Consider the following 13935-nt stretch of genomic DNA (forward strand, 5'->3'; position numbering starts at 1 on the left):
TGGATGTCTCGCCCGCGCACGGCGGGGATGTCTCGCCCGCGCACGGCGGGGAGCCCGCACGCGGCGGGCACGACGTGCGCGCCGGGGACGACGCGTGCTGCGGGCCCGCCGGACCCCCGGCATCCGCCGACGAGACGCCCGAGGTGCGACCGGAGTGGTGGCGCGACCGTGCGCTGCTGCCGTCGGCAATCTCGGGGACGTTCCTCGTCGCCGGCTACGTCGCCGAGCTGTCCGGGGTCGCCGTCGTCGCGCTGACGCTGCAGGCCGTGGCGCTCGTCGCGGGCGCGTACACGTTCGTGCCCGGCGCGGTCCGCCGTCTGACCCGCGGCCGGCTCGGCGTGGGGCTCCTCATGACGATCGCCGCCGCTGGCGCCGTGCTGCTCGGCCACGTCGGCGAGGCGGCCGCGCTCGCGTTCCTGTTCTCGCTCGCGGAGGCGCTCGAAGACCGCGCGATGGACCGCGCGAAGGAAGGGCTGCGGGCGCTCCTCGCCCTGATCCCCGACACCGTGCGGGTCTCCCGCCTGCACGGCGATGTCACGATCCGGGCCGCCGACGTGCGCGAGCTCGACGTCCTCGTCGTCGGGGCGGGGGAGCGCGTCGCGACGGACGGCGTCGTGGTCGACGGCCGGTCGAGCGTGGACACGTCGGCCGTGACCGGCGAGTCGATCCCGGTCGAGGCAGGTCCGGGCGACGCGATCGCGGCGGGAACCGTGAACGGGGCGGGCACGCTGAGGATCGAGGCCACCGCGGCCGGACGCGACAACTCGCTGACCCGCATCGTGGCGCTCGTCGAGCAGGCCCACGCGCGCAAGGGCGAGCGGGCCCGCCTCGCCGACCGGATCGCGCGACCGCTCGTGCCGGCCGTGCTCCTCGCCGCGGCGGCGGTCGCGCTGTTCGGCGTGCTCGTCGGCGATCCGTGGACGTGGGTCGAGCGGGCGCTCGTGGTGCTCGTCGCGGCATCCCCCTGCGCGCTCGCGATCGCGGTGCCCGTGACGGTGATCAGCGCCATCGGGTCGGCCTCGAAGCTCGGGGTCGTCATCACATCCGGCGAGGCGTTCGAGCGGCTCGGCACGATCCGCACGGTCGCGCTCGACAAGACCGGCACACTCACGCGCAACGAGCCCGCCGTCGTCGAGGTGCACGCGGCACCCGGGGTCGCCGACGAGGACCTGCTCGGCTGGGCGGCCGCCGTCGAGGCGACGAGCACGCACCCGCTCGCGGCAGCGATCGTGCGCGCCGCACCGCGGGCCGACGCCGCGAGCGGTGTGGTGGAGGATGCCGGCCAGGGCGTCGCCGGCCGGGTCGACGGCCGTGCGGTGCGCGTCGGGAACGCGCGCTGGCTCGATCCGGCCGCCCTCGGCGACGCGGCCGGGTCGATGGCCGGCCGTGGGATGACCGTCGTGGTCGTCGAGGCGGACGGCCGGATCGCGGGCGTCGTCGGCGTGCGGGACGAGCTGCGCCCGGAGGCCGCGGAGACGGTGCGACTGCTGCGGGCGCAGGGCATCGAGACGATCATGCTCACGGGAGACAACGAGCGCACGGCACGCGCGCTCGCGTGGGCGGCGGGCATCGTCGACGTGCGCGCCGAGCAGCTGCCGGCCGACAAGGCCGCCGCGATCGAGGCGCTCGCGCGGCGGGCGCCGACCGCGATGGTCGGCGACGGCATCAACGACGCTCCCGCCCTGGCGACGGCGACGGTGGGCATCGCCATGGGCGCCCAGGGGTCCGCCGCCGCGATCGAGTCCGCCGACATCGCGTTCACCGGCCACGATCTGCGACTCATCCCGGCGGCGTTCGCGCACGCCCGCCGCGGTCGCCGGATCATGACGGTGAACATCGGTCTCGCGCTGGCGATCATCGTCGGGCTGTTCCCCCTCGCCCTCTTCGGCGTGCTGGGGCTCGCCGGCGTCGTGCTCGTGCACGAGGCGGCCGAGGTGGTCGTCATCCTCAACGGCATCCGCGCCGCCCGTCGTGCGCCGTCAGCCGTCGCCGCGCCCGCGCCCGCACGGACCCGACCGATCGATGCCTGAGCCAGACCTGGAGCGCCGATGACCGCCCCCGTGCGAACCCCCATGAGAACCCCGCTGAAGGCGACGCCGATCGCCGCTGCCATCGTCGTCGTGCTGGTGCTGGCCGTCGCCGTCTACGCCCTCGCGACCCGTCCCGCGCCGCCCGCCGAACCCGGTGCGGCAGGCGGCCCCTCCGTCGTGCGGCAGAGTTCGCACGTCCTCGACGACGGCGGTGCGGACGCGATCACGGTCGTCGAGTTCCTCGACTTCGAGTGCGAGGCCTGCGGCGCGTTCTACCCGGTGGCCGAAGAGCTGCGTGAGCGGTTCCGCGGCGAGATCACGTACGTCGTGCGGTACTTCCCGCTGCCCGGCCATGTGAACTCGACGAACGCGGCGATCGCCGCCGAGGCCGCGGCGCAGCAGGGCCGGTTCGAGGCCATGTATCACCGGCTGTTCGAGTCCGAATGGGGTGAGGCGCAGGAGTCCCACGCCGAGCTCTTCCGCGGCTTCGCACAGGAGTTGGGGCTCGACATGGCCGCCTACGATGCGGCCGTCGCCGACCCCGCCACCGCAGCGCGGGTGGAGCTGGACTTCGAGGAGGGCCGCACGCTCGGAGTGGGCAGCACGCCGACGTTCTTCGTCGACGGCGAGCGGCTCGAGCTGCAGAGGTGGGGCGACCTCGAGGTGGCCATCGATCGTGCGGTGGAGGCGCGCGGGAGCCGCTGAGGACTCGCCACGGCCTCACCCTCCGGCGAGCAGTTCCCGCACGCGCGCGGCGGTCTCGCGCGCGATGCGCGGGCTGAGGCCGATGTGCTCCTCGGGGTCGAGCAGTGCGGCGAGCTGCTCGCCGTCGAGCGCATCGGTCACCGCCGGCTCGGCGGCGAGCACGTCGGAGAACAGCTCGCCCGTCGTCGCCGCCCGGGTGGCGGCGTGGTGGACGACCGCGTGCGCCTCCTGACGCCCGATCCGCTCGGCGAGCCGCATCATGACCGCTTCCGCGCTGATCAGTCCGCGTGTGAGATCGAGGTTCTGCCGCATCCGCTCCGGGTGGATCCGCAGACCCGACAGCACGCGCTCGAGCGTGTCGAGCGCGTCGTCGAGGAGCGTCGCGGACTGCTCGACGGCGCGGTCCATCATCGCCGAGCGCGCGCCGTCGACCTCGTGCGCCTGGATCGTCGCCTCGAGCGCGAGGGGTGCGAGCGCGCGGATCTGCGCGGCGGACGTCACGATCGACATGGATGCCTTCGCGTTGCGCTTCTGCGGCATGGTCGAGCTGCCGACGTCGGTGTCGGAGAGCGCCTCCTCGACCTCGCCGAACTCCGCCGCCATCAGCCGGACGATCTCCTCGGCCACGGACTGCGCCGTGCCGGCGATGAGGGCCAGCAGGCACACCCATTCGGCGAAGTGGTCGGCGATCGACCGAGCCGGCACGGCCATCGGGGTGAGGCCCACGCGCTCGGCCACGCCGCGCTGGATCTCGGGTCCGACCTCGCCGAAGGTCGCGAACGTGCCGGCCGCGCCGCCGGTCATCGACACCAGCAGGCGCGGCTCGACCTCTCGCATGCGCCGCAGATGGCGCGAGAAGATGTCGGCCCACACCGCCGCCTTGTAGCCGAAGGTCGTGGGCACGGCGTGCTGGCCGTGCGTGCGCCCCGCCATGACGACGTCGGCGTGGGCGTCGGCCATCGTGGCGAGCACGGCGAGGATGCGCTCGACGCGTCGGGTGAGGATGCGATGGGCGTCGCGGATGCCGAGGGTGTCGCCCGTCTGCTGGATGTTCTGCGTCGTCGCGCCCCAGTGCACCCAGCCGCCGTGCTCGGGACCGGCGAGCTCGGCGAGGGCGGCGACGAGCGGGACCATGACGTGGCCGGTCGCCTGCTCGTGGGCGAGCAGCGCCTCGTCGTCGATGTGCGACATGTCGGCGTGAGCCGCGATGGCCGCCGCCGCCTCGGCCGGCACGATGCCGGCGTCCGCCTCCGCCTGCGCGAGCGCCGCCTCCACCTCCAGCCACCGCTGCCGCCGTGCCCGGCGGGTGAACAGGGCGCTCACGGCGCCGTGGGCTGATTCGTCGGTCGGGGACATGGCATCCATTCTGGCGGGAGTCGTCGTCTCTCCATCGTGGTCCGGCTCAGGTCCCATTCTCTTGCACGGTCGAGCGCCTCGCCGGTGCGGTCGTGGCGCGGCCGTGCGGATCGAAGCGGCGTGGACGCGCCGGTCTCCGATCCGCACAGCCGTGTCAGCCCTTGACCGCGCCCGCGGTGAGGCCGGCGACGATCCGCCGCTGGAAGATCATCACGACGACCAGCAGGGGCAGGGTGATGATGACCGAGGCGGCCGTGATCGCGCCGATGGGCACCTCGAACTCGTTCACGCCGGTGAAGAACGCGATCGCGACGGGGACCGTCTGCGCGGCGGGCGTCGAGGTGAGCGCCACCGCGAGCAGGAACTCGTTCCAGACCGAGATGAACACCAGGATCGCGGTCGTCGCGATGCCGGGCATCGCCAACGGCAGGATCACACGGAAGAACGTGCCCAACGGTCCCGAGCCGTCGATCGACGCCGCCTCTTCGAGCTCCATGGGGATCTCGCGGAAGAACGACGACAGCGTGAAGATCGCCAACGGCAGCGCGAAGGTGAGCTTCGGGATGATGAGGCCGAGCAGGGTGTCGTACAGGCCGATCTGACTCCAGATGTTGAACATCGGGGCGATGATCGTGATCACCGGGAAGGTGGTCACGGCGGTCACCAGGGTGAGGATCATCGCCTTGCGCGGCAGCGGGAGCCGCGCAAGCGCATAGGCCGCGCTCGCACCGAAGAGGAGGGCGAGGGAGGTGGTCACCACGCCGACGATGAGGGAGTTCTTCACCGCCGTGAGGAACCTGCCGTCGCCCAGCACGTCGAGATAGTTCTGCGCCGACGGGCTGGCCGGCCAGAGGTCGGGCGTGGACGGCGCGGGTCCCACCTTCAGGGAGGTGTTGATCAGCCAGTAGAACGGGATCAGCGACGCGATCATCACGACCGCGATGATGATCCACAGGACGGGGCCCACTCGGGGCTCGGTGATCGATCCTTTGCGGCTCATCTCAGCCCTCCTTCGCGATCTTGCGGAGATTCCCACCGGCGAAACGCAGGTAGATCAGGGCGACGGCCATCACGACGACGAAGACCATCATCGAGAGCGCCGATCCCTCTCCGGTGAGCCGGTTCTCGCGCAGGGTGTCGTACGCGATGATCGACATGGTCGAGGTGCCGTTCGCCCCGCGGGTGAACACGTACGGCAGGTCGAAGATGCGCAGCGCGTCGAGCAGGCGGAGGATCCCCGCGACCGCGATCGCGGGCGCGAGCAGGGGGAGCGTGATCCGCCAGAACGTCTGCCATCTCGTCGCACCGTCCATCGCCGACGCCTCGAACACGTCGCTCGGGATCACCTGAAGCCCGGCGAGCACCAGCAGCGCCACGAACGGCGCCGTCTTCCAGATCTCGGCGACGATGATGATGATCAGCACCAGGCCGGGATCGGCGAGCCAGATCGTGTCGCCACCGGGCAGGCCCAGCGCTCTCAGCACCGTCGTCACCAGCCCGAGATGCGGATCGAACATCGTCTGCCAGATCAGCGCGCTGACCACCGTGAGCACCGCGTACGGCATGAGCAGGACGGATCGGAGGATGGCGCGGCCCTTGAACGCGAGGTTGAGCAGCAGCGCGAGGCCGGTGCCGACGACGAGTTGCAGGGGCACGGAGATGAACGCGATCGCGAAGGTGAACCCCATCGCGCCCCACCACTCCGGCGAGCCCAGCGCATCGAGGTAGTTGCCGAAGCCGACGAAGCGGCTCAGCCCCGGTGTGATGCGGCTGTACTGGTTCAGCGAGAGCCAGATCGCATAGCCGATCGGGACGACGGCCACCAGGATCATGAGGATCATGGCGGGGGCGACCATTCCGATCGCCACCCGTCGCCCTTGTGCGTTGATGCGGCCCGTTGTGCCGCCGTCACGGCCCCGGCCCTTCGCCGAGGCCGTGACGATCGCTCGAGTCTGCGACATCTCAGAAGGTGTCCTGAGCTGCCTGGATCTGGGTCACCATCTTCTCGATGGCGTCGTCCGCCTTCGCCTGACCCGACAGCACCGCGTAGACGTTGTCGTAGATGGCGGAGGAGATCTGCGCGTAGACGGGCGACTTCGGCCGCGACTTGGCGCTCTTCACGGCCGCGTACAGCTGATCGGTGAAGGGGATCGCCGCCTTCGCGTCGGCGTCCTCGTACACCTCTTCGACCACGGGGGCCTGCGTCGTCTTGAGGAACAGCTCCTTCTGGAACTCGGGGCTCGCCGCGTACTTGAGCAGCGCCACGGCACCGGGGAGGTTCTTGGTGTTCAGCGGGACCGCGAGGTTCCAGCCGCCGAGCACGCCGGTGGCCTCACGGGAGTCGTCGAACGCGGGGAGCGGGGCGACCTTCACGACGTCCTTGACCGCGTCGGCCTGGAGCGCGGATGCGTAGGCGCTCGGCCAGTTGCGCATGAACCCGCCCGCGCCCGACTCGAAGGCCTTGCGCGCTCCGCCGTCGTCGTAGGTGAGCGATGCCGGATCGATGGCGCCCGAGTCGAGGGCGCCCTTGAGCAGCTCGAGGGCCGCGCGGGTCTCCTTCGAGTCGATCTTGATGTCGCCCGAGTCGTCCAGCACCTCGCCGCCCGCGGAGTAGAGGACCTCGAGGAAGTTGGTCGTGAGGCCTTCGTACGCCGAGAGGCCGAGGAGCATGGCGTTCTCCGGCGCCGTCTCCGCCTGCGCGTAGAGGTCCGGGAGCGTCGCCGGCTCGCTCACGCGGTCGCCGCGGTAGAAGAGCAGGCCGGCGTTCGTGTAGTACGGCGTCATCCAGTTGCGGCCGTCATACGCGGTGGTGCCCACGGCGGACTTCAGCAGGGGTCCGCCGATCTCCTCGATCAGCTTGGTCTGGTCGTAGATCCAGCCCTGCGTCGCCCACTCGGCGGTCCAGACGACGTCGGTCAGGTAGACGTCGCAGTCCGTCTGCCCGCCTTCGAGACGCTGGATCGCCTGCTGACGGGTCTCCGTCGTGTTGGGGCCGAGAGCCTGGTACGAGGCCGTCACGGCGGACTGCGAGGAGTTGAAGGAGTCGATCAGCGCGCCGAAGGCGCCGGCGTCGTTGTTGCCGCACAGCGTGACAGCGCCCGACGCGTCGTCCGACACCGACGGATCGATGACGTCGACCTTGGGGGCCAGCTCGGCGGGCGCCTCCCCGCTCGCGTCGTCCGGGCTCGACGTGCCGCCCGCGCAGCCGGCGAGCAGGAGCGCCCCGATCGCGACGGCTGACACCGCCTGGATGCGACGGACGTTCTGGGCTTTCAGGTTCATGGGTACCTCTACTTCCTCGTAGTTCGTGACGTTCACGTGATGAGAACTGGCATGGTAGATCGATCTACCGCTTCCGCGCCCTATGCTAGACCCATCTATCAGGGGAGTGCAACCATGTCGGAACGGAACGGGTCCACCGCCGTGCGGGGCGCGACGCTCCTCGACGTGGCGGAGCGGGCGGGGGTGTCCCGCGCCACGGCGTCGCTCGTGCTGCGAGACACCGGGCGGGTGAGCGAGGCGACCCGGCAGCGCGTGCGCGACGCGATGGCGGAGGTCGGCTACGTCTACAACCGGTCGGCCGCGGCGATGCGCAGCAACTCGACCAAGACCATCGGCATCCTCGTCACCCACATCGGCAACCCGTTCTTCGGCGAGCTGATCGGCGGTCTGCAGGAGGCGCTCGGAGCCGCGGGCTATTCCTGCATCCTCGCGTCCTCCGGAGACGACGCCGCGCAGCAGGATCGGGCGATCGCCGAGCTGCGATCCCACAAGGTCGGCGCGGTCGCCATCGTCCCGGCCACGACCTCACGCCAGGACTACTCGCGAGAGCTGAACGAGCTCGAGCTCCCGCACGTGATGCTCACGCGGCACAGCGGCGATCTGGGCGCTCCGTTCGTCGGACCCGACAACGTGCTCGGCGGCCGCCTCGCGATGGCGCACCTCATCGAGCACGGGGCGCGGAGCTTCGCCTACCTGGGCGGATCGCTCGCGATCCACAACCGCACGGAGCGTCGACGCGGAATGCAGGATGCGCTCGCCGCGGCGGGGATCCCGACGACGGCCCTCGTCGACCTTCCCAGCGGCAGAGGCTCGCAGGACGGACTGCGCGTCGGGCTCGAGCTGATCGACACCCATCCGCTGCCCGACGCGATCCTCTGCCACAGCGACAACATCGCGTTCGGCGTCTACCGTGCCCTCCGCCTTCGGGGGCTCGCGACGACGGTGCGCGTGACGGGCTATGACGACATCGCCACCGCGGAGCTGTGGGAGCCGCCGCTGACGACCATCTCGACCCGGCCGGCCGCGATCGGCGAGCGCGCGGCCCAGCACCTCCTGGACCAGATCGAGCACGGCGTGAACGAGGGCTTCGTCGTCATGACACCGCAGCTGGTCATCCGCGAGTCGTGCGGCTGCACGCCCGACCGCCTCGACGCGCTCGACGCGACGGCGCCCGTCGTCTGACGGGCGCCGTCGCGTGCTCAGCCTCAGTCCGCGGCATCCGCCTTCTCGAACTGCTCCTTCAACGCGTCGAGGTCGAGGGCGTCGGTCTCGACCTTCTTCTTCCCCTCGTAGACCTCGCGGTCGATCTCGTTGCTGGGGTTCGCGACGAGCATGGCGACGAACGTGTCGCCGTTGACGTTGAGGAACGTGCGGAAGATGCCGGCGAACCAGTCCACCGCGATGAGCAGACCGACGGCCTCGAACGGCAGGCCGAGCGAGGTGGCGAGGAACATGGCGACGACGGGGAAACCGCCGGGCACCGTGATCGTGCCCATGTTGAGGAGGATCGCGAGCGACATGCCGAGCACGATCGTGCCGAAGTCGAGCGAGATGCTGCCCGACTGCGCCAGGAACATCACGACGATCATGTAGTTGAGGACCGCGCCGTACGAGCCCATGGTCAGGCCGACCGACAGGGTGAAGTTCGCGACCCGCTGGCTGACGCCGACCTTCTCGATCGCGGTCTTGAGCACGGTCGGGAAGGTCACGGCCGAGCTGGTGGTGGTGATCGCGATCATGGTCTGGTCGGTGAGCTTGGTGGGGAGCTTCGCCGGATTGAGGCCGGTGCGCAGCCACACGACGAGCACGAAGAGCGCGAGCACGATCAGGACGCCGAGGAGCGTCGAGCCGAGGTACTTCAGGGCGCTCGTGACGACGGCGAACCCGACCGTGCCGGCGAGGTTCGCGAGCAGGCAGAACACGCCGATCGGCGCGATGAGCATGACGAACCGGATCATCGTGAGCACGACCTGCTGGATCTGGTCGAAGAAGTCGAGCACGAGGCGGCTGCCGGTCTTGGTGATGTAGGCGTTGAGCGCGACGCCGAACAGCAGCGAGAAGATGATGATCGGCACCATGGTCGCCGTCGACATCGCGGCGAAGATGTTGGTGGAGACGAAGTTCAGCAGGGTGTCCTGCCAGCCGGTCGCCTCGCCGACCGAGTCCTGCAGCGTCTGGTCGACGCCCCCGGAGAAGTGGATGCCGGCGCCGGGCTGGATCACGACGCTGATGCCCCATGCGATGAGCGCGGCGACGACCGAGAAGCCGATCATCCACTTGAAGGTGCGGAAGGCCATCCTGCCCATGCCGGACCCGGTCATCGACCCGGTCGCGACGATCACCGACGACATCACGAGCGGCACGATCGCCATCTGGATGAGCCGGATGAACATGTCTCCGACGAACTTGAGGTTCGCGGCCCACTCTCCGACGATCAGACCGAAGACGATGCCGAGAATGGCGGCGCCACCGATCTGCAGGGCCGGGTTCTTGAGGGCTTTCATGGGGATCCTTCGCGTCGACGGGAGCGCCGTCCGAAGGGCGGGTCGGCGGCGGTTGTCCCCAAAAGTAGGGTCGCGCCGGCCCCGGTCTGTTCGATTGACAGGACGTTTAACGGGGGTTTTACGTCGGCTCGCGCCCTGTAATCAGCCGGTCACGTGAGTTCTTCTGTCCGACCCGGGAAGAGGCGTGCGCGCCGGGTTCGCAGCGGTGCGCCGCGGGGGCGGCGAGCGGATGCCGTCCGGCACGGAGCCGCGTGCCGTCCACCGGCGATCCGCGTGAGAGTCTGGCAGCAGACACCATCAAGGAGGGCGGACCCGCATGCGTGTGCTCATCGCGGTCGACTCGTTCAAGGGCTCGCTCAGCTCGCCGGACGCCGGCGCGGCGCTCGCCGCAGGGTGGCGGTCGGTGCGACCGGGCGACGAGCTCGACGTGCTGCCGCTCGCCGACGGCGGCGAGGGGACGGCGGAGGTGGTCGCGGCGGCCACTCCGGGGGCGTCGCGCCGCGAGGTCCCCGGCGTGGCCGGTCCGGACGGCCGCGCGGTCACGGCGGAGTGGTACCTGCTGCCGGGCGGCGTCGCGGTGCTCGACCTGGCGCAGATGAGCGGCCTGCCGCTCATGGCCGCGCTCGATCCGATGGGCGCCACGACGCGCGGTCTGGGCGAGACGATCCGGGCCGCCGTGGCCGACGGCGCCCGCGAGGTGTGGATCGGCCTCGGCGGCAGTGCGTCGACCGACGGCGGTCTGGGCGCGCTGCGCGCCCTGGGCCTGCGGGCCCTCGACGCGGACGGCGAGGAGATCCCGGAGGGCGGCGCGGGGCTTCGTCGGCTGTCGGCCGTCGATCGCACCGGCCTGCTCCCGATCCCGGGCGGCGTGAGCCTGCTCACCGACGTGACGTCGCCGTTGACCGGGCCGCACGGCGCCGCCGCGGTGTTCGGTCCGCAGAAGGGCGCGACGCCCGAGCAGGTCGACGTGCTCGACCGCCACCTCGCGCACCTGGCCGAGGTCCTGCGCGCCGACCCGACGGCAGCGGGCGGGGGAGCGGCGGGCGGCACCGGCTACGGCTTCGTCGCCGTCTACGGCGCGGCGGTCGTGCCCGGTGCCGACCGTGTCGCCGAGCTCACGCGCCTCGACGACCGCATCGCCGCGGCCGACCTCGTCGTCACCGGAGAGGGCGCGTTCGACTTCCAGAGCCTGCGCGGCAAGCTCGTCGGCAACATCCTGCGTCGCGCGGAGGCCGCGGGCACGGGTCGTGCCGTGGTCGCCGGCGTCGTGCGCGAGGATCCCGGCGTGCCCCACGTCGGCCTGGTCGAGGTCGCCGGCGGCGTCGAGGGCGCGCTGGGCGAGCCCGCCCGCTGGGCCGCCGTCGCCGCCGCGGCACTGGCCCGCCGGTTCGAGGGGCGCGCGTAGGCCGACCCGTCGGCCGGGAGCCACGGCATCCGCCCCTCAGCTCGTCTCGAGGTACCTCTTCAGGCTCTGCAGGTGGGCGCCGTCCTCCTTCTTCATGATCGCGGCGACCATGGGCAGCATCATCTTGCGCAGTCCGCCGGCCTCGAGCTCGCAGGTCCACTCGAGGCGGGTCCCGTCGCCCTCGGGCGACAGCCGGTAGTGGTAGAGCACGGTGATGCCCTCGGCGGCGCTGCTGATCGCGACGTGGGTGTGCGGCTCGTAGGCGTCGACGACGAGGTCGGCGCTGGCCGTCTTGCCGCCCACGACGCGGGTCTCGCGGATGACCGTCCCGACGCCGATGGGGCCGTCGGTCACCTTGACGCTCTCGGTGATGTTGTCGAGGAACATCGTCGCCTCGGTCGGATCGGCGATGACCGCGAAGACCTCCTCGGGCGACCTCGCGATGTGCTCACTGAACTGGAAGCCGTTCATCTTCCGCTCCTTTCCGGGTTCGTCTCAGGGGTGCCAGCGGCACGTAGGCGTCGGTCCAGAGCCGTTCCAGGCGGCCGCCCCGGGCCCGCTCGCAGCGATGGATCTCGAAGGGCGCCATGGTGCGCAGGCCGTACTCGTCCGGCAGCAGCCATTCGACGCCGATGTAGGCGAACGTCTTGGCGATCTCCTCCAGGCCGCCGCGATGACGGCGGGCGACGCACAGGCCCGGCTGGTGGTGTCGGCGGCCGATCGGATGGCTCACCGCGACCGGCCCGCTCACCGGCAGGCAGGCGTCGAAACGGATCCGGTGCTCGTCGGTCACGTACGGGTCGTCGTGGGTGATGCCGATGAGCAGTTCCGGCGAGTACTGCAGCCCGTGCGCGTCGGCATAGGCGAAGAGCTCGTCCCAGAGGTCGAGGGGGCGCTCGCGGCCGGCGAGCAGATGCTCGTAGCCGTGGTGTCGCACGAAGATCAGATGGCGCGCCGGCACCGTCTCGACCCTGACCGGGTCCTTGTGCAGGTCGAAGCGCAGCGTGAGCGGCGTCTCGTCCGTGAAGCCCGCGAAGGTGGTCGTGGCCATCGCGTCGTCGACGCACTCGCGATAGGCGCGCAGCACGCTGCGGAACTCCGACGGGCGGATGCCGAATCGACGCGTGAAGGCGCGGGTGAAGGTCTCGTGCGTGGCGAAGCCCGACTCGAGCGCGATCTGGAGCACGTTGTCGGGACTCGCCTTGAGGCGGTGGACCGCGCGCTCCAGCCGCAGGCGGCGCACGTACTCCTTGGGCGCCTCGCCCGTGACGTGACGGAAGATCCGATGGAAGTGGTGCGGCGAGAAGCCGCCGACGGCCGCGAGCTCGGCGAGCGGGAGCGGCTCCTCGAGATGCTCTTCGCAGTGCAGCAGCACCGGGAACACGCTCTGCTCGTAGTTCCCGGCGGTCTCTGCGCGGGCGGGGCGGAACACGCTTCGAACCTATCCGCCGTCCTCGTCGCCCTCTCGACTTTTCTTGCGGCCTCTCACCGGGCTGCCGCGGCGGGGCGAGCCCTCCAGCCGTTCCGGTGAGTGCTCGGACGCGCTAGAACTGACTCGTGGCAGCGGAACGCGAGGCCGGCGACACGGGCGACGGGGTCGCGGCCGGTCGCGCCCGGGTGCGGGCGGACGACATCGTCGACGTGTTCGTCTACACGGTCGTGATCGCGTTGTTCGTGGAGTTCTTCCCCCAGGTCATCTCCGAGTCGTTCGTGCTCACGCTCCTCACCGCGATCTTGCTGAAGCTCGTCCTGGAGCTGGTCGTTCACGTCAAGGGTGCCCTGTTGCGCCGCGTGCGGACGGCCGAGACGCTGTGGCGACGGGTGGCGAACATCGCGACGTTGCTGCTCGTCCTGCCCGGCAGCAAGTTCCTCGTGCTGGAGCTGACCGCGTGGGTCTTCGGCGGGAGCGTGTACCTGGGCGGCTTCTTCCCGGTGACGGGCCTGATCGTCGTGCTCATGCTGGCCCGCGGGGGCGTGCGCCGGCTGCTCGCGCCGCGGTAGGCAGCCCGGACGGCCCGGAGCGGATGCCGCGGCGACGGTCCGCGGGGATGCGTGGCCGCTACGCGCTCGCCGGCGCGGGGCCGCCGGTGGCGCGCCACGAGCCGAGCGGCTCGTCGGCGACGTCCTCGTCGGTGTCCTCGCTGCCGACGACGACCAGGCCGCGCGCCTGGTAGTTGGCGAGCGCGGCCTCGCCGTCGAGCGTGCACGTGTGCACCCACACGCGGACGACGGGTGCGAGCGCGGCGCGCTCATGGACGGTCCACGCGGCGCGGATGCCGTGCTCCAGCAGGCGTCCGCCGAGTCCCCGGCCGATCGCGGCCTCCGCGAGGCCGAAGTAGCGGATCTCGACGCTCGTGCCGCCGTCGACGGGTTGCGGATGCAGGTGGACGTAGCCGAACGGGATGCCGTCGCCGTACAGGATCCAGAACTCGGTGCCGGGCACGGCGAGCTCGTCGAGCCACTGCTGCCGCGACCAGGCCAGGCGGTCGGTCCAGTTCCAAGGACCGCCGACGAGCCCGTACAGGAACCGGGCGTACTCGGGCGGTACGTCCGTGGCCCGGTCGAGCCGGACGCCCTCGGGGAACGACCGCGCGGCGGTGGCCGGGGCGGCGAGCATCTCGAGGGTGGTGGTCGTGACCTTCACGGGGCTCCC

The 13935-nt window shown here is 71.2% G+C and carries 13 protein-coding genes; 5 read left to right on the plus strand and 8 right to left on the minus strand.

Going from position 1 to position 13935, the window contains the following annotated elements; all coding sequences use genetic code 11:
* The first annotated feature begins 143 nt into the window (after positions 1-143).
* The gene (locus WML84_RS07060; protein WP_347345448.1) at positions 144-2030 is read left to right on the plus strand and encodes a cation-translocating P-type ATPase; all 1887 of its coding nucleotides are present in this window, start codon (positions 144-146) and stop codon (positions 2028-2030) included.
* A gap of 42 nt (positions 2031-2072) precedes the next feature.
* Complete coding sequence (locus tag WML84_RS07065; protein ID WP_347345436.1) at positions 2073-2735, plus strand: thioredoxin domain-containing protein; 663 nt, start codon at positions 2073-2075, stop codon at positions 2733-2735.
* 15 nt (positions 2736-2750) lie between these two features.
* Here WML84_RS07065 and WML84_RS07070 read toward each other — a convergent pair whose 3' ends face one another.
* The 4 genes from WML84_RS07070 to WML84_RS07085 form a co-directional block, all read right to left on the minus strand.
* A complete protein-coding gene (locus WML84_RS07070) occupies positions 2751-4091 on the minus strand; it encodes an adenylosuccinate lyase family protein (protein WP_347345437.1) in 1341 nt (446 codons plus the stop codon).
* 154 nt (positions 4092-4245) lie between these two features.
* On the minus strand, positions 4246-5091 hold the full coding sequence (locus WML84_RS07075; protein ID WP_347345438.1) for a carbohydrate ABC transporter permease: 846 nt from the start codon (positions 5089-5091) through the stop codon (positions 4246-4248).
* A 1-nt stretch (position 5092) separates the two neighbouring features.
* On the minus strand, positions 5093-5959 hold the full coding sequence (locus WML84_RS07080) for a sugar ABC transporter permease (RefSeq protein WP_347345439.1): 867 nt from the start codon (positions 5957-5959) through the stop codon (positions 5093-5095).
* A 94-nt stretch (positions 5960-6053) separates the two neighbouring features.
* The gene (locus tag WML84_RS07085; protein ID WP_347345440.1) at positions 6054-7373 is read right to left on the minus strand and encodes an extracellular solute-binding protein; all 1320 of its coding nucleotides are present in this window, start codon (positions 7371-7373) and stop codon (positions 6054-6056) included.
* Between the two features lie 114 nt (positions 7374-7487).
* Between WML84_RS07085 and WML84_RS07090 the strand changes: the two genes are divergently transcribed.
* Positions 7488-8555, plus strand: coding sequence for a LacI family DNA-binding transcriptional regulator (locus tag WML84_RS07090; protein ID WP_347345441.1), 1068 nt, complete (start codon positions 7488-7490; stop codon positions 8553-8555).
* A 23-nt stretch (positions 8556-8578) separates the two neighbouring features.
* Here WML84_RS07090 and WML84_RS07095 read toward each other — a convergent pair whose 3' ends face one another.
* Positions 8579-9877 (minus strand): dicarboxylate/amino acid:cation symporter, encoded by a 1299-nt coding sequence (locus WML84_RS07095; protein ID WP_347345442.1) that lies wholly within the window; start codon positions 9875-9877, stop codon positions 8579-8581.
* A 316-nt stretch (positions 9878-10193) separates the two neighbouring features.
* Here WML84_RS07095 and WML84_RS07100 point away from each other — a divergent pair, with 316 nt between their 5' ends.
* Complete coding sequence (locus WML84_RS07100) at positions 10194-11282, plus strand: glycerate kinase (RefSeq protein WP_347345443.1); 1089 nt, start codon at positions 10194-10196, stop codon at positions 11280-11282.
* 36 nt (positions 11283-11318) lie between these two features.
* Here the strand turns inward: WML84_RS07100 and WML84_RS07105 are convergent, their stop codons facing one another.
* Both WML84_RS07105 and WML84_RS07110 read right to left on the minus strand, forming a co-directional pair.
* Positions 11319-11753 carry an SRPBCC family protein gene (locus WML84_RS07105; RefSeq protein ID WP_347345444.1) on the minus strand — a complete coding sequence of 145 codons (435 nt, stop codon included), beginning with the start codon at positions 11751-11753 and terminating at the stop codon, positions 11319-11321.
* Positions 11731-12714, minus strand: a complete 984-nt coding sequence (locus tag WML84_RS07110; RefSeq protein ID WP_347345445.1) for an AraC family transcriptional regulator — start codon at positions 12712-12714, stop codon at positions 11731-11733. The genes WML84_RS07105 and WML84_RS07110 overlap by 23 nt, the downstream gene beginning before the upstream one ends.
* 125 nt (positions 12715-12839) lie before the next feature.
* On the opposite strand from WML84_RS07110, the gene WML84_RS07115 reads away from it, so the two are divergent.
* Positions 12840-13283, plus strand: coding sequence for a hypothetical protein (locus WML84_RS07115; protein ID WP_347345446.1), 444 nt, complete (start codon positions 12840-12842; stop codon positions 13281-13283).
* A 58-nt stretch (positions 13284-13341) separates the two neighbouring features.
* Here WML84_RS07115 and WML84_RS07120 read toward each other — a convergent pair.
* On the minus strand, positions 13342-13935 hold a 594-nt coding region (locus tag WML84_RS07120; RefSeq protein ID WP_347345447.1), incomplete at its 5' end, for a GNAT family N-acetyltransferase.

The sequence above is a fragment of the Microbacterium sp. genome, from assembly GCF_039812165.1.
Taxonomy (GTDB): Bacteria; Actinomycetota; Actinomycetes; order Actinomycetales; family Microbacteriaceae; genus Microbacterium.